Below are 17,827 nucleotides of genomic sequence, written 5' to 3' on the forward strand. Positions count from 1 at the left end.
TATTCACCCTACATGCTCTGAAATTAGATTCCGGAGTTGTTTTTTGGCGATTCTACCGGTCCTTCGCCCGGGTTCTGGCTGTTGCTGAACGCACCGCCAATGCCCTTCAAGGCCTCGGTCAGCTCGCTAGGGATAACCCAGAGCGTATTGCTCGTACCCTCGGCCAGTTTTGGCAAGGTCTGCAGGTACTGGTACGCGAGCAATTCGGAATCCGGCTTACCGGCGTGAATTGCATCGAAGACCTTCTGAATAGCTTGGGACTCGCCATCAGCACGCAAGATCGATGCCTGGGCATCACCTTCGGCCTTCAGGATCGAGGACTGGCGCTGGCCTTCGGCGGTCAGGATCGAGGACTGCTTGACGCCTTCGGCGGTCAGGATCGCCGCACGGCGATCTCGATCCGCGCGCATCTGCTTCTCCATCGAATCCTGGATCGAGATGGGTGGATCGATGGCCTTCAGCTCGACGCGCGAGACACGAATGCCCCATTTGCCGGTAGCTTCGTCCAAGACACCGCGCAGCTGGCCGTTAATCTGGTCGCGGCTGGTCAGAGCCTCTTCCAGGTTCAAGCCACCGACGACGTTACGAAGCGTGGTGGTGGTGAGCTGCTCTACCGCCTGAATATAATTCGCGATTTCGTAGGTGGCGGCGCGTGGTTCGGTGATCTGGTAGTAGATCACGGTATCGATCGAAACCACGAGGTTGTCTTCGGTAATCACCGGCTGCGGTGGGAAGGAAACAACCTGCTCACGCAGATCAAGCATCGGCAGGAGTCGATCCACGAATGGGATCAGTAGCGTCAGCCCCGGGTTGAGGGTTCGATTGTATTTGCCGAGACGTTCCACAATGCCTGCGCGTGCTTGCGGCACGATACGAACACTGCGCAACAGAACGACGATCACGAAGATCGCCAGGACGACAAGTACAATCGTCGTGCCAAATCCATTTTGCATGGTGTGTACTCTCTTTCCTAGTGCGTAGTAATAGAGGTGTTAAGCCGTGATGAGATTAAGCTTCGTCTTTCGGTGCGGGGGTGAGGTACGCAGTAGCGCCCTGGATGCGGCTGACTACCGCATAGGAACCCGGAGACATGGTTGCTGCATTCGCTTCGGCTCGGGCAGTCCAGATTTCACCGGCAATTTTTGCAGATCCGGATAGACGTGACGTCGGTTCCAGAATCAGCGCATCCTGTCCGATCAAGCGTTCAATATTCGTTCGGAAGCCCTCGGGAGATTTCTTCAGATGTTTAATGGCAACCGGCCTGACCAAGAAGATCATCAACAGCGACATTAAACAGAACACGACAACTTGCAACCAGATAGGTCCGTCGAAAAGCGCTACGGCGACACCGCCCAACGCGCCCACGCCAAGCATGACGAAGTAAAGATCCAACGAGATCATTTCGATTATGGCCAACAGCAGGAATAGCGCGAGCCAAATGACCCAGGCATTGCTGATAATCCATTCTGCCGTTGTCATGGCATCCACCTTTGTTCAAAAGAGCAAGGGCCAATTGCGAGTGGCCTTTGCTCCATTCTGCCGTAAGGCGACAAGAAAAGCGGTAGTCATTTTGGGGTATTTTCTAGCCTTCGCGGACGAATATATGTACTCCAAAGGATGCGTTGACTCTTTGCGCGCCGAGGGATTCGGTCTTAGCGCGTAAATCCTCGGGGGAGAGATGATGTCCTGCCGGCCCCATGAAGGCCAAGTTGAACAGGTCGATGGTCTGCAGATCCATGGCATAGGTCAAGTTTGTCGACTGTTGATGCCGCAACCCCGCGGCACGGAACTTTTCGATCAACGAAACCTCCTTGTTTTCTGCGATCCCAAGCATTCCCAAAGACTCACGGATCTCTTGCAGATGGTCCTGCGCCGCGGTGACGACCAAGCAAACACCGTTTTCGCGTAGGACACGATGAAACTCTGCTGGATTATGTGGGGCAAAGCAGTTCAGGACCACGTCCCGCGATTGATCTGCCGACGGTAAGCGACGCCAGACGTCCCACACCATGGCCAGTGTATGCGGCAGTTTCGCCGCCCGACGCATGGCATAGCGTGAAATGTCCAAGGCCAGCGCGTCGATCTCGGTTGCGTATGCCGAAGCGATCATTTCACCCAGGTAGTAGCCAGTTCCGGCGCCGGCGTCGAGCACCTCAAGCTTGCTCTCAGAATGGTGTCCGGCAATGGAAGCACTGAGCTCCTTCGCCAAGGGTGCGTAGTGCCCTTGGTTCTGGAAGTCTTCGCGGGCGTTGACCATCGGACCAGTATCTTCGATGAAGTTTGTCCCGCGGCCGGTTAAGAAGTTGAAATACCCTTGCCTAGCCGCATCAAAACGGTGTCCGTCCGGGCAGTGCAGGCTGCGTCGCGGCTCGGTGGATAGGACCAGTGGCTGATCACAGACCGGGCACAGAACCGTGGTGCTTTTCGACATTAGAAATTCAGCTCTTCTCGGGCCTGGCCCAGATCAAGTCCTGGATAGCGGTAGAGTTCGGCCTCGCCAACGAGCGAACGAGTGAGCGCCTTGTCGATGTAGACGGTGCCAGCTAGATGATCCGTTTCATGCTGCACAATTCGTGCCTGCCAACCGGAGAATTCGCGGGTGAACATTGCTCCCTCGCGGTTGCTGTAACTGGCGCTGATCTCGGCAGGACGGTGAACTACAGCCTGGAATCCTTCGAAAGACAGGCAGCCTTCATAGAAGACCGCCTCGCGCACACCAACTGCACGATAGCTTGGATTGAAGATTTCTAGGTATTCCAAGGGAGTGCGTTCGCGTAGCGCAGCAGATTCCTCGTCAATCGGGTACAAGTCTTCGAGCACCGCAATCTGCAGCGGGATGCCGATCTGTGGCGCGGCGAGCCCCACCCCGGGAGCGGCGTACATGGTCGCTCTCATGACCGCCAGCAGCTCGTCGAGCAGCGCTGCGGGGAGCTGGCCCTCGTAGTGCTGAGCTTGTTGTCGCAGCACCGGGTGTCCTAGCTGCACAATCGGGACTACTTGATCCTTGGACTCTGCCAAGATCCCCACCACCAGATCGGTGAGGTCTTTGGCATCTAGAACTTTGCGGTCATTCACTGGGTGATCCGATCAGTCGCTTCTTCTGAATATTGCAATTGCGCCAAACGCGACTCGAGCCGGGCGCGTTCTGTGTCGTGCAGCCTGTGTCCCAGATGTTCTAATCGATCTTGGGTGTAAAGGTGCACCTCCAGGTCCCGGTCATAGAACACGTCTATGAGGTTGGCGAAACGCCGTTCCTCGTCCATTGGCATGGCCTGGCTTGAGGGTACCGAGGTGATGTGCCAGCAGCTGAATCGGGAGGCGAGGGCGAGGTAGTCCGCGGTATTCCGGCGGGTGCGGCAGAGCTGGTCAAAAGAAATTTCAATGGTTGCTCCGCGGTATCTAGCGGGGCCGATTTTGTCGTAGCCAACCTCAATGTGCACATCAAAATCTGATTCGTCAATAGGGGAGTACCCCGGGTTGAGCGTGCCAGCGCGGTAGCCTTCGCGACGCATTCCAGCCGGTGCCGCTAGCGTGCGGTAATCCACGGCTGCATCCAGCTCGAAGACATCAAAAGTTGAACGAATTAGCTCAATGGTGGGCTCCGCGAGATGGTGGAAGTACTCGTCATCCAGAAGCTTCTCTGGCTCGTAATTCGAGGTCGTAACCAGGAAAATTTCATGTTCTTGGCAGTAGCTGACGAGTTTGGCCATGAACATGGCATCACCTGGTTCAACGCAATGGAACTCATCGAACAGCAATATTTTGATGCCGGTCAGTTCACGCTCCAACCCCTGCGCAAAAACCGAGCCAAGGCTCTGCTTCTCGGCATGCTCGCCTGGCTTGTTGATCGCCCGGAAGAACTCATGGAAGTGGTAGCGCGCGGTGACGGTCTGATCCAGATCCGCGCAGAAAGCGTCTAGCAGCATCGACTTGCCACGTCCCGGCGGACCATAAACGTAGACGCCACGTGTGGCTTGAGCCGACGGGTTTGCAAACTTTTGACTCAGCAGTTGGACGAGATCTCGCTGACGCTGATCGAGGCTGAAGCTCTGGCGTTGCAGAGCCGAAATTACACGCCGCCTACGTTGCGCGACTCGACGGGTGCGCAGCAATCTAGCAGGCAGAAGTGAAGGCATGACTAAATCTTCCCATTAGCTCTAGCGACTGCCAATTTTCTTCACGCCGATGTCAGCGAGCACGAGGGACCAAGCAGGTAAGGTGACCTTGACAGAAATTCGGCAATGTATGCAATGCACCATGTCAGCAAGCTATTTACAGTAATTTAAGCTTCAAGTATTATTAGGGGAGTGGCTCGCTCATTCGACGCGCCTATGATCAAGGCAATCATAAAGTCATGACTTGGCTATCGCTTTATTCGTTCTCGTGACCATAATGGTTGCACCGAGGCCTCTTTGTGCGGCGAGTCGTTGGCATCACAAACTCCGGCCAAGCGCCTAGTCGAGGAGTGAGGATCATGACCAGTGAATACGCTGGGTTGCCAACACGCGAGGACATCATATCCAATGATCTGCTCGACATGTCCATGACGATCCTCAAGACCTTGTCGGATCCAGCCAGGCTGCAAATGCTTTGGGCGCTGACCAAGGCAGAGCATTCCTTATCGGAGCTTTCGCAATTCGTTGGAGTCAGCCCAACTGTTGCTGGCCAGCTGCTTGCGAGGCTTCGGACCACCGGAGTGCTGCAGACGCGCAAATCCGGTCGGCACGTCATCTACTCGATGCAAGACGAGCGACTCAAGAAATTCATCGGGCAGACATTGGACTTCGCCGAATACCGACTTCGCATCAGCAATGAAGACGAGCCGGCCATCTAGGCGACGCCGAGTCACGGCGGTGCATTGCCCGAATCAATCCTGCGCCAAGCAGCTAGTAATCGCCCCTACTCAACCCTTGCCTATAGAGCCGATAATCTACATTATGTAAAGTAACGGAAATCTGGCACTCCCCATGGCGGTCTTGCTCATGGCATTTGCCCCGGCTAATTGCAGTTGGGGGCATTCTAATTTCTGTCTCATTTTAGTTGAGGCAGATCCAGTTCAATATGGGCGGATAATTCTCTCCGGACGGCAAGGATATCGGTTTCACGGATGCGGGAATCGATTGCCAAATAGCGACTGTTGGCAACTGTTTTTAGAAGCAAGGCATACAGATGGCGGAACTCATTTCTGCGGAAGCAAAATGCGCCAGCTCACGCGCTGTCAGATTGAACGGAATGCGCGAATTAAACACACGTAGTCTGAGCCGATAGTCTATAGGCAGAGATAATCTCGAAGTTGTTCTCCCCCACCACTCAAGGACTGAAATCAGCCCATGTCTCCAAGCGCCCTCTATCGCACCGTTGCCAGAGCCGAAGCCGTCACCTGGACTATGCTCATCATCGCAATGATCCTAAAATACGGGGTAAAGGTCGGCGATTGGCCCGTATCCATTGCCGGTTTTATCCATGGGTTTGTCTTCCTGTCCTACGTGGTCATGTCGGTTCTCGTAGGCATGAACCAGCGCTGGAGCAAACGTCTCATTATCGGCGCCGCGGCTACCTCGATCATTCCTTACCTCACTATCCCCTTTGATAAGTGGCTGGAGAACAAGGGAAAGCTCGTTGGCGCATGGCGCACAACTGCGAGCGACCATCCTGATGACAGAAAATGGACCGATGCAGCCATGCGTTGGATGGTGGGCCGTCCGGTGCTGACCGGAGCGATCCTGTTGCTTGCGGTAGTCGGGATTTTCTCGACCATGCTGGTCCTTGGCCCTCCGGGCGGACGCGGCTAGCACCCTGCAATAGACCATGGATGTGTCGGCCCGGCTGCCCAATGCATTTTGGTGCGAGGTTGTTTTGCTACACCCGCGACAACCACTAGTCCCGAACACTTGGAAGCGTTCTACCAAACGCGGGTCAATCGGGTCGATGTCCGGGATCGGCTCCGCGCTCCCCCGCCTCGGTTCAGATGACTCAGAACCTTCCAGACGGAATTAGTCCTAGTGGTGCTTAGACTATTAGGCATGGAACCGGCCCGCGACGATCCAAGAAGATTACGCTAGAATCCTGATCAGCCAGACCTCGACGTGGAACGCAGCAACACAGCTGATCCGCTGGCCCGGCACCCGGGACATCCGCAGCCATCAGTCAAACGATGGCTACGGCTAGGAACCAGCGATATTGCAGCTCTGTACTCAACCCGAATTTCCAGCTGTCTACCAACTAGGGCACAATCCCCTGCCTTCCCAAATGAAGAGGACCGCCATGTCAATTGAACTACCGACAGTAATCATCACTGGTGGGACCGGCGGCATGGGAATAGCAACGGCAAGACTCATGGGGCGCGACCACCGAATCGTACTGGCAGACCTCGACCAGACGCGCCTCGATGATGCAGTGCGCGAGCTGGATATGGCCGGAATCGATGCAACGGGCATAGTGTGCGATATTGCCGAGAAAGCGTCCGTCGAGCACCTTTTTCAGTGCGCGGTCTCTGAGGGAAGCCACGTTCGCGCGGTGGTCCACGCCGCTGGCATCAGTCCGCAAATGGGTACGGCTGAACGCATCGCCCGCATAAATGCAACTGGCACAGTCAACATTGCGCAGGCGTTTCTCTCCAGGGCGGCCACCGGCGACGCACTGGTCAATGTGGCATCAACCGCCGGGCATAGCATTCCCAAGCTGCTGATTCCGTCGCGTGCTTTCCGACGCGCCGAGCAACAGCCCGACGCCTTTGAGCAAGCGATCGTTAAGCGAGCGAGGCTCGTCGGCCCAAAGCTGAAAGCTGGTCTGGCCTACGCGATCAGCAAGAACTTCGTCCACTGGTACAGCCGTTTCGTTGCGGCGCGGTTCGGCGAGTTGGGAGCACGGGTCGTTTCGGTCTCCCCGGGGAGCTTCGACACCGCAATGGGGCGTCTGGAGGAGAACCACGGGGCCGGCGACCTCATCAAGTCGGCAGCAATCAAGCGATTCGGCAAGCCCGAGGAAGTCGCGGCTGTTATCGCGTTCTGCGCCAGTGAAGCACCTGGCTACCTGACCGGGATCGATATTCTGGTCGATGGCGGCACCAAGGCCGGACAAGAGTTCGCAACGACACAGAAGAAGGCAGGCTGAGAGGAATAGCGCTTTCTGCTTGTTGCCCACGGCGAACGCCCGTCCCAAGTCCAGACGTGCTTCCCTGCTGAACGGGGCGCGGGCTACTAGCCTCCGGTCCCGGCCTTCTTACTTGCAGAAACCGCCGACATGGCAGCGATTCAACAGCCCGGCACCGATCGGTAAACGAAATGTGGGGCGCGGCACCCCTCGATCGCGAGGCGCCGCCACCGAGCGCGGAGCTTCACAAACAACCGCATCGTCTTCAGTTCCCTCACCAATGATCTGCCTTCCGCAGCGAATCGCTGCCGCCAGCAAGTCCCTGTTCAGCTACGCATTACCAGGGCCGGTTGGTCACGCGCTGTTTCTCCGGATTCTACGGCGGTCCCTGGAATTCCGGCAGGAGTAGCATTGGCGGTGTGCCGGGAAGCCTGCTCGCCAGGTGGTCCCGTCGGGAAGGAACTAGCCATGCGCGTCTTGATCATGTCGTTCGGTACTCGCGGCGACATCCAGCCCTATGCCGCCCTGGCCGGTGAGCTGGCACGTTCCGGGCACGACGTCACCTTTGCAGTCCCCGAGCGGTTCGCGGATCTGGTACCGCAGGGCGGAGCCGGAAGCGTCACGCACTACCCCTGCGGTTCCGAGATGCTGCGTCTGCTGCGCGAGGTCTTGCCCGAGCTGCGCGGTCCGCGCGACGCGCTGAAGACCCTGGGAATCATGACCTCCGCGATGCGCGAGCTGAACTCGGAATGCTGGGCTGCCGCGCAGTCCTTGCGCCCGGACATCGTGGTGTACCACCCCAAGTGCTTGGCCGGGCAGCACATCGCGCAGGCGCTGGGTGTGCCCGGCGTGCTTTCCCTCCCGCTCCCGTTTTTCACCCCGACGCGTGCGCATCCGGTGCCTTTCCTCGGCGGCGCCTCCTTCGGGGCGTGGGGTAACCGTGCGACTTTTGAATTCAGGCGGATGACTGGGATCCTCTACGGCGCCATGATCAATGATTTCCGGCGCGAGGTCGGTCTGGGCCGCGTTGCACGCCTCGCGGACCCGCTCAAGAATCCCGACGGGAGCCCGGTCCACGTCCTGTACCCATACAGCAAACACGTGCTGCCAATCCCCCGCGACTACCCATCCTCGGCCCACGTCACTGGATACTGGTTCCTGGATCAAGGTGATGACTCCAATTGGGAGCCACCGGCACGGCTGGTGGACTTTCTCGCGAATGGATCCCCTCCGGTGTATGTCGGGTTCGGTTCCATGGGCTTTGGCAAGGGGGCAAACGAACGCCGGCAGGCGATTTTGGCCGCGCTGCGGATTAACGGTTTGCGCGGGATCGTTGCGACCGGGTGGGGCGGGATCACCGCGGGCGAGTCCGGGACGGACGATGTCCTCGTCATGGAGGGCGCTGCCCACCAATGGCTCTTCCCGCGCGTCTCGGCGGTAGTGCACCACGGCGGTGCCGGCTCGACAGCGGCCGGGCTGCGGTCGGGGCGGCCGACACTAGTTGTCCCGTTCCTTGGAGACCAGCCGTTCTGGGGCGCGCGATTGCACGCGCTGGGGGTCGGGCCGGCTCCGCTACCGGCCAGGAACTTGGTTACCGGCCTGAACGATCGTCTCGGCGACCTTGTCCGCACGGACTCCTACGCGATCCGCGCCGCCGGGCTAGGCGCGGCAATTCGAGCCGAAGACGGCCTCGGCGTCGGCGTGCAGGTGCTGGAGCAGATCGTCGACGGGTTTGCGCGTTGAGCCAAATTCGGCTGGCGTGGAGCCGAGTGCTCACCTAGTTCCGGACAGGATTTGTCTGCCGGAGAATTTTCGGAACCAAACGTATGAGTATCAACATGCACAGCAGTTCTACCAGCGTCTGGGTGACCACAACCGTGGGTGCCAGTTCGTATTTTGCCGGCAAGGCCAGAGCCAAGGGCAAAACGACTAACGAGTTTCGGGTGATTCCGCTGAAGACCAATGCGCGACCCGCAGCAACATCGGAATTCGATAATTTGGCGACAAGCGTTCCGGCGGCAGCCATGATGATCGCGAAAGCCACAAATATCGGCAGGACACGTAGCACTTGCTGCAGCTCCGTCGCCACGAGGGCGATCTGCGATCCTACGACCGCGGCAAGAGTCGCCATCATGAGAGGCACCATTAACCACTGGGCGGCCGAGATAAGGGTACCGGCTTGGGGTGATCGTTGGGCTAAAAACCTGGTCAGCGTAGCCGCAACCAGAGGGAGAACGATGAGCCCCAGAAAGGCGCCCAGAAACTTTCCTGGCGCGAACAGTTCCACTGCTTTTGGGCCCATTACCAAGAAGATAAACGCTGGTATCAGAAGCATCTGCAATATCATCAGCAACGGTGTTGCGGCCAGCAGCCGATGGCCTGCTCCCCCGGCAATGTTCGTGAACACAATGACATAGTCCACGCAGGGAGCCAACAGCACCAGCAGGACGCCAACCAGGAGTGCCTGATCGTTTTGCACGAAGCGCGATAGGCCAAAGACGACGAGGGGAACCAAGAGGAAATTCACGAGTACCAGCGCACCGAGAAACTTCAGGTCTTTGAACGCAGAGCCGAGTTTTCCTAGCGGCAAGGCCAAGAACGTGGCATAAAGCAAGAGCCCAATCAGTGGATTGATCGTGATTTCCAGAACGGGTTTGCCCGCGGGCAACCACAGTCCGAGCAGGCAGCCGCCGAGTATCGCAGCTAAATAGAGAACAATCTGGTGCCGTTCCATCCAAACTTCACCAGGCCAGCTTCTCATGCCTCTCAGTCTAACGATCTGCGGAGCCCGCCAGCAGCGCAGCGCTTTTGTGGCGAAGGCGACGGGGCTCGATGCTGATCGGAACACAATCCGTTCAGGCCATTGCCTAAGATGGAATCATGTCTGAAAATATTCGCAAATGGCCGTTGTGGGCCGGCATCGATCTTGTGCTCATTGTTCTCTTTGCGCTTCTGGGGCGACGCGAACATGAGCACGCGCTGTCAATCAGTGGAATATTGATGACGGCCCTACCATTCCTGATCGCCTACCTGATCATGACGCTGATTTCCCGGCCGTGGGTGACCATCAACCGACTATGGCCAACCGGTGTTCTCGTCTGGCTAGGCACCGTGGCTCTTGGACTTGCCTTGCGGGTGGCGATGAATTCGACAGCTGCCCTGCCGTTTATCATCGTGACGGTTTTGGCGCTTGGACTCTTCTTGATGGGGCGACGTCTCGTCTGCAAGCTCGTGGCTCTTCGCTCAGTGAAGAAGTAGTATGCCTAGGCCATAGCCGGCGGCGGCGACTAGGCAACTTGAAAACGTTCCCAAGATGAACTGCTCGGCTGCCTGATGGTTTTTCAGTTCGGAGAAACGGCCAAGGCCCTTAACCGCAAGTACGACCGCGATGCCTTCCGGCCAATGTGCCCAGAGCGTCGCAACTACCGCAGAGCGCTCCAGCAGTCCGATCCACAAGCCGCCACGCAGTGGCGAGGCATCGGTCTTTGGGCTTTCTTCCACCTGGTCCTGGCGCGAGGCCAACTGGAAAATCAATTCGGTGAGCGGTCCGCCGAAGCTTACGGCAAAAAGCACGCTGACCGCGATGATCAGTACTTCGGGAACGGCGGCTGGGCCTTCGTCCGGGCGGGCGGCAAGTCCCAGGATTAACGTCACTACGGCAGCCATTGCGGCAATGACCGTGAGTACATTGCGGAACTTCGCCTTAGCGCCCTGTGCCCCGCCGAGGAAGCTGGCGGCCACGGCGATCACTACGGCCAATACAAGTACGGACCAGGCAACCCAGAGCATGGTCACTCCCCTATCTGTCGCAGTTGCTTGGACAAAGATTTGGTGGCTTCCTCCATCATGCGATTCGCTTCGAACCATAGTGCTGCTGAAAGCCTAGATGAGACGGCCTGCTGGGTGATGCCCAGGCGCGCGGCAATTTGTTGTTGGGTCAGCCCCTGATCGGCTAACGTTCCGGCTTCCCAAGCCGTCGCCCGCCGTTTGGAAATGATGCAAGCGGTGAGCTGGAGTTCTGCTTCCAGTCGAGTCGCTTCTTCCGTGGGTCCTTCGACAGCCACGTGTGCGTTCGTGTTCTTGGCTCGTTCCACCGCATCTCTGGCGAATACGAACGCCGGTCCCCTGCCGGCACGAGTTTCTTTGGGCAGCGGGAGTTCTACTTGGCCAAAGCCAAGGCCAACGCTCCAATCCCCCGAAGCGGCCATCATAACGGCGAGATGGATTGCTTCCATTGCGTCATCGAAGACGGCTTGGACTTCATCGCCCGCCGTACGCTGGAACGGCCTAATGTGCGAGACCGTGGAGTTGGCCTGCTCTATTAGCGCTTCAACCTTGTCCTCGCCTTGACGCGATCGACGCTGGTCGATAGTTAATACGATCATACCTACAATCCTAATACCTTGTATTATTTTTTACAAAAGTTAAAGATTGTTTAATGCCACGCATAGGCTTGACTCACACATGGGACTCCTCTGCGCAGTGCACTAGAGTTATTTCATGAAGCAAAACCCCAAAAGCGGGGAAAATTCTAACGTTGAGAGGTTTTCATGGTTACCGCATTCGTCATGATTCAGACGGCAACCGACAGTATTCCTGAGTCGGCGAAGCAGATCTCGGAAATCGAAGGAATTAGCGAGGTGTATTCCGTCGCCGGCGACTGGGATCTCATCGCCGTGGCACGCGTCCACAAGCACGAGGACTTGGCCGAGGTAATTGCCAATCGACTGTCGAAGATTCCTGGCATCCGCCAGACGCAGACGCACATTGCCTTCCGTGCCTACTCGGCACACGATCTAGAGGCGGCCTTCTCGCTGGGTCTAGACGACTAAGAGTCTGTTCCCACAAGAAAGGGAGCTTGTCTCGGATTGCCAGGCATCCGAGACAAGCTCCCTTTCTTGTACGATCGTTCTACTTTCCGACGATCTTGGAAGTTGTTGCCGACCAGGTATTCAAGGCCTTCGCGGCGGCGCCCGAATCGAGCGAATGCTCCGCGCGGAGCATTGCCGCGCGCATCCGGTCCTGAAAACTTCCCTGGGCATCCTGCGCAAAGGCGACCATGCCCGCGGCGGAGTTCAGCACCACGGCATCTCGCACCGGACCGGTTGCACCGGAGACGATATCGCGGACCACTCCCGCATTAAAGGCGGCATCTGCCCCGCGCAGGTCATCCAGCGTCGCGCGCGCAATGCCCAGGTCTTGTGCGTCAAAAGCGAACTCTTCCACCTTGCCCTCGCGCACCTCCCACACCATATTGGGCGCGGTGGTGGTGAGCTCATCCAGGCCATCATCGCCGCGGAAGACCAATCCGCGCGACCCTCGGCTAGCGAGAACCCCTGCCATGATCGGTGCCATGCGCAAGTCCGAGCAGCCAATGGCCGAAGCGCTGGGAAGCGCCGGGTTAGTTAGCGGTCCCATGAAGTTGAAGGCGGTAGGCACCCGCAGCCCGCGACGCGCACCGGCAACATGGCGCATCGAAGGGTGGAAAATATTGGCAAAGCAGAATGCGATGCCCACCTCGTCATAAACGTCGACCAGGCGTTCGATCGGTACATCGAGATGCACGTCGAGCGCCTCGAGCACATCGGCAGAACCCGAAGAGGAAGAGGAAGCGCGATTTCCGTGCTTTACGATCTTCACCCCGGCGCCGGCGCACACCAAGGTAGACATGGTCGAGATGTTCACCGTGTTCTGGCGATCGCCACCGGTGCCAACAATGTCTAGCGTTTGTGCATCGATGGTCAGCTCGCGCGCGTTGGCCACCATGGAGTCGACCAGACCGGTCAATTCCGCCACGGTCTCGCCCTTGGCGCGGAGCGCAACAAGGAAGCCGGCGATCTGGACGTCGCTAGCTTCTCCGGTCATGATTTCGTTCATCGCCCAGGCCGCTTGTTCGCGGCTTAGGTTCTCTCCGCTAATCAGGGAAGCCAAAAGATCTGGCCACGTTGGGAACTTTTCGTTTGCAAGGCTCGTTGACACGTACGTAAGCCTATCGATGCTGCTCCCCCGCTGCTACTTCGTGTCGTTGCGTGATGTGCCGCAAGACAGCGAACTTATCGCCGAAAATACCCCTAATTAGGGCACGTTTATGTTTCATAAACGATTGTTTCGTGCGGCGCGCCGGATCAAGCTCTACGAATTGTAGAAAGAGATTGTCGGCTACTTCCGCGTGTTTCCGCGGTTGTTCTCTAAGTGTGTCGTAGAAAACCTCATTCAACCATGGTTTGCATTGGTATCTGAGGCCTGTTTAGAGACATAATGACAGTGTGACAACTGCGACTCATGCCCCAAATACGACGGCGCCACATGCGCCGAACCGCCCAAACATGGTGTCGGTGGGAACGATGGTGTGGCTCTCCAGCGAGCTCATGTTCTTCGCCGCCCTCTTCGCCATGTACTTCAGCCTCCGGGCTGCCGCGCCCGAGCTTTGGGCGACCGAAACCGCAAAGCTGAACGTACCGTTCGCGCTGATTAACACCTTGATTCTGGTGTCCAGCTCGTTCTCGTGCCAGATTGGCGTGTTCAAAGCCGAAGAATTCAAGCCTCGCCGTTCCGGTGGACTTTTCAAGTTCAAGGAATGGGGAATGATCGAATGGTTCATCCTTACCTTCATTCTCGGCGCGATCTTCGTCTCTGTTCAGGCTTACGAATACGCCGTGCTGGTAAGCGAAGGCGTAGCACTGAACTCGAACTCGTACGCTTCCTCGTTCTACATCACCACTGGCTTCCACGGCATTCACGTGCTCGGTGGCCTAATAGCATTCTTGCTAATTATTGGTCGAGGAATGCTAGCTAAGAAGTTTGGTCACTTTGAAGCGACCGGCGCCATCGTTGTGTCTTACTACTGGCACTTCGTTGACGTTGTGTGGATCGCGCTCTTTGCGATCATCTACTTCTTGCAGTAGGCAACTAATATCCATCAGTTGCCTCCACAGAAGTATGGCAACACCACACCAAGAAACTAAGTGAGGAACCAGCAAGTGAAGGCTCTTTCGAAAAAGCGCCGCCACCCGCTCGCCGCTGTGGCCCTGCTGTTGTTCGGATTGCTGGTCACCGGCAGTCTTTACACTGCAGCCGGTAGCGTAAGCGAAGCGAAGGCAGCGGAAACCACTTCTGCATCGGCAGCCGATGTAGAGGAAGGCCAGAAGCTTTTCGTAGCCAACTGCGCCACCTGCCACGGCATGAACGCCGAAGGCTCCGAGGAAGGCCCCTCGCTGATCGGCGTCGGCGCCGCAGCGGTTGACTTCCAGGTAGGCACCGGCCGTATGCCAATGCAGATGCAGGGCCCGCAGGCCCAGGTTAAGCCAGTTCAGTTTGACGAAGACCAGATCTCGCAGATGTCGGCCTATGTTGCGAGCCTAGGCGCAGGTCCAGCTATTCCGGACGAAGAATATTTGGACACCACCAAGGGCGACGCAGCCCACGGTGGCACCGTATTCCGCGTGAACTGCGCAATGTGCCACAACGCTGCTGCCGCAGGTGGCGCGTTGACCCGCGGCAAGTTCGCACCGACGCTGGCCGGCGTCTCAGAGAAGCACATTTACGAAGCGATGGCTACCGGTCCGCAGAACATGCCAGTGTTCAACGACTCGAACATCACCCCGGACGAGAAGCGTGACGTTGTCACCTTCCTGAAGACCATCGAAGCTAATGGCTCTGCCGGTGGCGCTGCGCTTGGATCCCTGGGTCCAGTGGCTGAAGGCCTCTTCGTATGGACCGCCGGTTTGGGCATCATTATCGCCTTCACCATTTGGTTGACCTCGCGTCCTTCCTAAGGCTTTCGCGGTGAAAACCGCAAACATCACTACGTACATATATTCCTAACAGAAGGATGAGAGAGAAACATGGGCGACCATAGTCACGGCAGTCCCGAAGAATCGGGCACCGTTGCTAAGGCTGACGATGTAGCTCAGGACCGGTTTGCCGATCCAGGACTCCCCCCACATCGTCCGCGTCTCGCAGATCGCGATCCGCGCGCAGCCAAGCGACACGAGCGCCAAGTTGCGCTGCTATTTACCATCTCCATCATTGGCACGCTGTTCTTCTTCGTGGCTTACTTCGTCCTGGGCCACCTGGGTGAAATGACCTTCGCTGAACTGCGTGTGCAGAACGCTGCACTGGGCCTGGGCACCGCATTCGCGATGCTCGGTATCGGTGTAGGTATTGTTCACTGGGCCAAGACTCTGATGCCGGACCACGAACTCGTTGAATCACGTCACGAGATCAGCTCCGAAGCAGATCGCCAGGATGCAGTCGATATCATCGACACGGTCATCGATGAGAGTGGTATCAAGCGCCGTCCGCTGATCCGCAACACCTTGATCGGTGCCATTGCCTTGGCTCCGATCCCCGCAATCTTCATGTTCCGCGACCTGGACCGTACCGGTAAGACCGCGCACGAGATGATCGATTCCATGCGTCACACTCTGTGGGACACCGGCGTTCGTCTGACTCGCGATCCATCGGGTACCCCGATCAAGGCCTCGGACGTGCAGCTTGGCTCCGCTTTCCACGTGATCCCTGAGGGTCTGGAAGAAGCAGAGAACATGCTCAACGAAAAGGCCAAGGCCGTTGTGCTGCTCATGCGCATGGACCCGCAGGAGATGAACATCTCCGAGGGCCGCGAAGACTGGCATGTGGATGGCATTGTTGCCTACTCGAAGATCTGCACCCACGTGGGTTGCCCGATCGCATTGTACGAGCAGCACACCCATCACCTGCTGTGCCCCTGCCACCAGTCGACCTTCGACCTTGCCAACGAGTGCAAGGTAGTCTTCGGTCCGGCTGGACACGCACTTCCGCAGTTGCCTATTACCGTGGACGCTGACGGCTACCTGGTAGCCCAGAGCGATTTCCACGAACCTGTAGGCCCAAGCTACTGGGAGCGTGGTTAATCATGGCATCGCCTAATGAATACACCCCCTCGACCGCTACCGGACGGATCGCGAACTTCGTCGATTCCCGCGTTGGCGCTTCGGGCATGGTCAAGGAATTCGGTCGCAAGATCTTCCCTGACCACTGGTCCTTCATGTTTGGTGAAGTGGCGCTGTACACCTTCGTACTGTTGCTGCTCTCCGGCACGTTCCTGACCTTCTTCTTCGATCCTTCGATGACGCACGTGACCTACAACGGTTCGTACGTGCCGCTGAAGGGCATTGGAATGTCGACCGCCATGGCTTCCACCCTGGACATCTCCTTTGATGTTCGCGGCGGCTTGTTCATGCGCCAGGTTCACCACTGGTCCGCACTGCTCTTCGTAGCTTCCCTGTCCGTGCACATGCTGCGCGTATTCTTCACCGGCGCCTTCCGTCGCCCACGTGAATTGAACTGGGTTGTCGGCGGCGTGCTGCTGATCATGGGTCTTGCAGCTGGTTTCACCGGCTACTCCCTCCCAGATGATCTGCTTTCCGGCAACGGTCTGCGCATTATCGATGGTGTGATGAAGGCACTGCCTATCGTTGGTACCTACCTGTCGATGTTCTTCTTCGGTGGAGAGTTCCCGGGCTTGCACGTCATTCCCCGCTTGTACTCGCTGCACATCATGATCGTGCCTGCGGTGATCATCTTGCTCCTGGTGATCCACCTGTTCATGGTTGTGACCCACAAGCACACCCAGTATCCTGGCCCAGGCCGCACCAACGACAACGTTGTTGGCTTCCCAGTTGGTCCGGTATACGCAGCGAAGGCCGGTGGCTTCTTCTTCATCGTCTTCGGTATCGTGGCATTCATTTCGGCGCTCTTCCAGATCAACCCGGTCTGGAACTACGGTCCGTATGACCCATCGCCGGTTTCTGCTGGTACCCAGCCCGACTGGTACATCGGCTTCGTCGATGGCGCCTTGCGTTTGATGCCTGGTTACCTCGGTAACTTCAGCTTGGAATGGGTTATTCCATTCCCTTGGGGCGACAACACTTTGATCTTGAGTGTTCTGCTTCCTGCATTGGTTCCTGCCGGCGCACTGTTCGCAGTGATGTTCGCCTGGCCATGGATCGAACGTTGGATCACCAAGGACAACCGCGAGCACCACCTGTTGGACCGCCCGCGCAACGCTCCATTCCGTACCGCGGTGGGTGCCGCTGGCGTGGTCTTCTACTGCGTGATGTGGGCAGCTGCCTCGTCTGACTTGATCGCAACTCACTTCCACATATCGCTGAATGACGTCACCTACTGGTTGCGTACGCTGTTCTTCCTGGGCCCAATCTTCGCCTTCTGGTTGACGCGTCGTATCTGCTTGTCGCTGCAGCGCAAGGATCGTGAGATCGTACTGCACGGTCGTGAAGCTGGCATTATCCAGATGTCCCCTGAGGGTGGCTTCTCGGAGAAGCACGAGGAAGTCGACGTGTACAAGCGTTACCTCCTCACCAACTTCAACGACAACAAGTACATTCCGGCACAGCCGGATGCAGCAGGGCACGTCTCCGGTTCGGAGAAGCGCCGTGCGGCGATCTCGAAGTTCTTCTTCGAAGATCGTGTTGCCCCAGTTACCCCAGCGGAGCTTGAAGCTGCACACGCAGCCCACGGCCACCATGAGGTTGAGGGTGAAAAGCAAGACTCGATCGAGAAGTAAGCTCGACTCGCATTAGTCACAAGAAGAGGGGCACACCAGTTGGTGTGTCCCTCTTCTAGGTTTAACAGCGCATTGCTGCGCTCTGCTCCCCCGCAACCGGCTTTCCTCGCGGGCAGCTCCACCATCTCCGGGCATTCAGTTGAACGTGGCGGCGTTCCCAACTGATCA

The 17,827-nt window shown here is 57.6% G+C and carries 19 protein-coding genes; 10 read left to right on the plus strand and 9 right to left on the minus strand.

Going from position 1 to position 17,827, the window contains the following annotated elements; genetic code table 11:
- Positions 1–23: 23 nt before the first annotated feature.
- From ACT3UA_RS13485 to zapE, 5 genes are all read right to left on the minus strand, one after another.
- Positions 24–953, minus strand: coding sequence for an SPFH domain-containing protein (locus ACT3UA_RS13485; RefSeq protein ID WP_255248366.1), 930 nt, complete (start codon positions 951–953; stop codon positions 24–26).
- Positions 954–1,008: 55 nt separating this feature from the next.
- On the minus strand, positions 1,009–1,479 hold the full coding sequence (locus ACT3UA_RS13490) for an NfeD family protein (RefSeq protein WP_096284454.1): 471 nt from the start codon (positions 1,477–1,479) through the stop codon (positions 1,009–1,011).
- A gap of 103 nt (positions 1,480–1,582) precedes the next feature.
- Positions 1,583–2,431, minus strand: a complete 849-nt coding sequence (locus ACT3UA_RS13495; protein WP_096284456.1) for a putative RNA methyltransferase — start codon at positions 2,429–2,431, stop codon at positions 1,583–1,585.
- Positions 2,431–3,075: a peptide deformylase gene (locus ACT3UA_RS13500; RefSeq protein ID WP_096284458.1), complete on the minus strand. Its 645-nt coding sequence runs from the start codon at positions 3,073–3,075 to the stop codon at positions 2,431–2,433. The genes ACT3UA_RS13495 and ACT3UA_RS13500 overlap by 1 nt, the downstream gene beginning before the upstream one ends.
- Positions 3,072–4,136 (minus strand): AFG1/ZapE family ATPase, encoded by a 1,065-nt coding sequence (zapE, locus tag ACT3UA_RS13505; protein ID WP_096284460.1) that lies wholly within the window; start codon positions 4,134–4,136, stop codon positions 3,072–3,074. Before zapE ends, ACT3UA_RS13500 begins: the two co-directional genes overlap by 4 nt.
- A 338-nt stretch (positions 4,137–4,474) precedes the next feature.
- Here zapE and ACT3UA_RS13510 point away from each other — a divergent pair, with 338 nt between their 5' ends.
- The 4 genes from ACT3UA_RS13510 to ACT3UA_RS13525 all read left to right on the plus strand — a co-directional run bounded on the left by ACT3UA_RS13510 (position 4,475) and on the right by ACT3UA_RS13525 (position 8,835).
- Entirely contained in the window at positions 4,475–4,834 is a 360-nt protein-coding gene (locus tag ACT3UA_RS13510) for an ArsR/SmtB family transcription factor (protein WP_096284462.1), read from the plus strand.
- 496 nt (positions 4,835–5,330) lie between these two features.
- Positions 5,331–5,792 carry a DUF3817 domain-containing protein gene (locus tag ACT3UA_RS13515; RefSeq protein ID WP_096284464.1) on the plus strand — a complete coding sequence of 154 codons (462 nt, stop codon included), beginning with the start codon at positions 5,331–5,333 and terminating at the stop codon, positions 5,790–5,792.
- A 472-nt stretch (positions 5,793–6,264) separates the two neighbouring features.
- The gene (locus tag ACT3UA_RS13520) at positions 6,265–7,113 is read left to right on the plus strand and encodes an SDR family oxidoreductase (RefSeq protein ID WP_096284466.1); all 849 of its coding nucleotides are present in this window, start codon (positions 6,265–6,267) and stop codon (positions 7,111–7,113) included.
- A 447-nt stretch (positions 7,114–7,560) separates the two neighbouring features.
- A complete protein-coding gene (locus tag ACT3UA_RS13525) occupies positions 7,561–8,835 on the plus strand; it encodes a glycosyltransferase (protein ID WP_096284468.1) in 1,275 nt (424 codons plus the stop codon).
- A 34-nt stretch (positions 8,836–8,869) separates the two neighbouring features.
- Here ACT3UA_RS13525 and ACT3UA_RS13530 read toward each other — a convergent pair whose 3' ends face one another.
- The gene (locus ACT3UA_RS13530) at positions 8,870–9,853 is read right to left on the minus strand and encodes an arsenic resistance protein (protein WP_096284470.1); all 984 of its coding nucleotides are present in this window, start codon (positions 9,851–9,853) and stop codon (positions 8,870–8,872) included.
- Positions 9,854–9,972: 119 nt separating this feature from the next.
- Here ACT3UA_RS13530 and ACT3UA_RS13535 point away from each other — a divergent pair, with 119 nt between their 5' ends.
- Positions 9,973–10,350 (plus strand): DUF3054 domain-containing protein, encoded by a 378-nt coding sequence (locus ACT3UA_RS13535; RefSeq protein WP_096284472.1) that lies wholly within the window; start codon positions 9,973–9,975, stop codon positions 10,348–10,350.
- On the opposite strand, the gene ACT3UA_RS13540 is transcribed toward ACT3UA_RS13535, so the two are convergent.
- Together ACT3UA_RS13540 and ACT3UA_RS13545 are read right to left on the minus strand one after the other, a co-directional pair.
- Positions 10,336–10,881: a hypothetical protein gene (locus ACT3UA_RS13540; protein ID WP_096284474.1), complete on the minus strand. Its 546-nt coding sequence runs from the start codon at positions 10,879–10,881 to the stop codon at positions 10,336–10,338. The genes ACT3UA_RS13535 and ACT3UA_RS13540 overlap by 15 nt on opposite strands.
- A 2-nt stretch (positions 10,882–10,883) precedes the next feature.
- Complete coding sequence (locus ACT3UA_RS13545) at positions 10,884–11,477, minus strand: sigma factor-like helix-turn-helix DNA-binding protein (RefSeq protein WP_096284476.1); 594 nt, start codon at positions 11,475–11,477, stop codon at positions 10,884–10,886.
- Positions 11,478–11,642: 165 nt separating this feature from the next.
- On the opposite strand from ACT3UA_RS13545, the gene ACT3UA_RS13550 reads away from it, so the two are divergent.
- The gene (locus tag ACT3UA_RS13550) at positions 11,643–11,924 is read left to right on the plus strand and encodes an Lrp/AsnC family transcriptional regulator (protein ID WP_096284479.1); all 282 of its coding nucleotides are present in this window, start codon (positions 11,643–11,645) and stop codon (positions 11,922–11,924) included.
- Positions 11,925–12,003: 79 nt separating this feature from the next.
- Here ACT3UA_RS13550 and trpD read toward each other — a convergent pair whose 3' ends face one another.
- Positions 12,004–13,071 carry an anthranilate phosphoribosyltransferase gene (trpD, locus tag ACT3UA_RS13555; RefSeq protein WP_096284481.1) on the minus strand — a complete coding sequence of 356 codons (1,068 nt, stop codon included), beginning with the start codon at positions 13,069–13,071 and terminating at the stop codon, positions 12,004–12,006.
- Positions 13,072–13,358: 287 nt separating this feature from the next.
- Here trpD and ctaE point away from each other — a divergent pair, with 287 nt between their 5' ends.
- The 4 genes from ctaE to qcrB all read left to right on the plus strand — a co-directional run bounded on the left by ctaE (position 13,359) and on the right by qcrB (position 17,659).
- Positions 13,359–13,997 (plus strand): aa3-type cytochrome oxidase subunit III, encoded by a 639-nt coding sequence (gene ctaE / locus ACT3UA_RS13560; protein ID WP_096284483.1) that lies wholly within the window; start codon positions 13,359–13,361, stop codon positions 13,995–13,997.
- 75 nt (positions 13,998–14,072) lie between these two features.
- Positions 14,073–14,867 carry a cytochrome bc1 complex diheme cytochrome c subunit gene (qcrC, locus tag ACT3UA_RS13565; protein WP_096284485.1) on the plus strand — a complete coding sequence of 265 codons (795 nt, stop codon included), beginning with the start codon at positions 14,073–14,075 and terminating at the stop codon, positions 14,865–14,867.
- A gap of 69 nt (positions 14,868–14,936) precedes the next feature.
- Positions 14,937–15,986, plus strand: coding sequence for a cytochrome bc1 complex Rieske iron-sulfur subunit (gene qcrA / locus ACT3UA_RS13570; RefSeq protein WP_096284487.1), 1,050 nt, complete (start codon positions 14,937–14,939; stop codon positions 15,984–15,986).
- A gap of 2 nt (positions 15,987–15,988) precedes the next feature.
- Entirely contained in the window at positions 15,989–17,659 is a 1,671-nt protein-coding gene (gene qcrB, locus ACT3UA_RS13575) for a cytochrome bc1 complex cytochrome b subunit (protein WP_096284489.1), read from the plus strand.
- The last annotated feature ends 168 nt before the right edge of the window (positions 17,660–17,827 follow it).

It is taken from the genome of Glutamicibacter sp. 363 (assembly GCF_052379505.1).
GTDB lineage: Bacteria > Actinomycetota > Actinomycetes > Actinomycetales > Micrococcaceae > Glutamicibacter.

Bases quoted from the DNA above. Each gene is read 5' to 3' on its own strand.
- ACT3UA_RS13485 (WP_255248366.1), bottom strand. From the start codon at position 953: ATGCAAAATGGATTTGGCACGACGATTGTACTTGTCGTCCTGGCGATC.
- ACT3UA_RS13490 (WP_096284454.1), bottom strand. From the start codon at position 1,479: ATGACAACGGCAGAATGGATTATCAGCAATGCCTGGGTCATTTGGCTC.
- ACT3UA_RS13495 (WP_096284456.1), bottom strand. From the start codon at position 2,431: ATGTCGAAAAGCACCACGGTTCTGTGCCCGGTCTGTGATCAGCCACTG.
- zapE (WP_096284460.1), bottom strand. From the start codon at position 4,136: ATGCCTTCACTTCTGCCTGCTAGATTGCTGCGCACCCGTCGAGTCGCG.
- ACT3UA_RS13510 (WP_096284462.1), top strand. From the start codon at position 4,475: ATGACCAGTGAATACGCTGGGTTGCCAACACGCGAGGACATCATATCC.
- ACT3UA_RS13515 (WP_096284464.1), top strand. From the start codon at position 5,331: ATGTCTCCAAGCGCCCTCTATCGCACCGTTGCCAGAGCCGAAGCCGTC.
- ACT3UA_RS13520 (WP_096284466.1), top strand. From the start codon at position 6,265: ATGTCAATTGAACTACCGACAGTAATCATCACTGGTGGGACCGGCGGC.
- ACT3UA_RS13525 (WP_096284468.1), top strand. From the start codon at position 7,561: ATGCGCGTCTTGATCATGTCGTTCGGTACTCGCGGCGACATCCAGCCC.
- ACT3UA_RS13530 (WP_096284470.1), bottom strand. From the start codon at position 9,853: ATGAGAAGCTGGCCTGGTGAAGTTTGGATGGAACGGCACCAGATTGTT.
- ACT3UA_RS13535 (WP_096284472.1), top strand. From the start codon at position 9,973: ATGTCTGAAAATATTCGCAAATGGCCGTTGTGGGCCGGCATCGATCTT.
- ACT3UA_RS13540 (WP_096284474.1), bottom strand. From the start codon at position 10,881: ATGCTCTGGGTTGCCTGGTCCGTACTTGTATTGGCCGTAGTGATCGCC.
- ACT3UA_RS13545 (WP_096284476.1), bottom strand. From the start codon at position 11,477: ATGATCGTATTAACTATCGACCAGCGTCGATCGCGTCAAGGCGAGGAC.
- ACT3UA_RS13550 (WP_096284479.1), top strand. From the start codon at position 11,643: ATGGTTACCGCATTCGTCATGATTCAGACGGCAACCGACAGTATTCCT.
- qcrA (WP_096284487.1), top strand. From the start codon at position 14,937: ATGGGCGACCATAGTCACGGCAGTCCCGAAGAATCGGGCACCGTTGCT.
- qcrB (WP_096284489.1), top strand. From the start codon at position 15,989: ATGGCATCGCCTAATGAATACACCCCCTCGACCGCTACCGGACGGATC.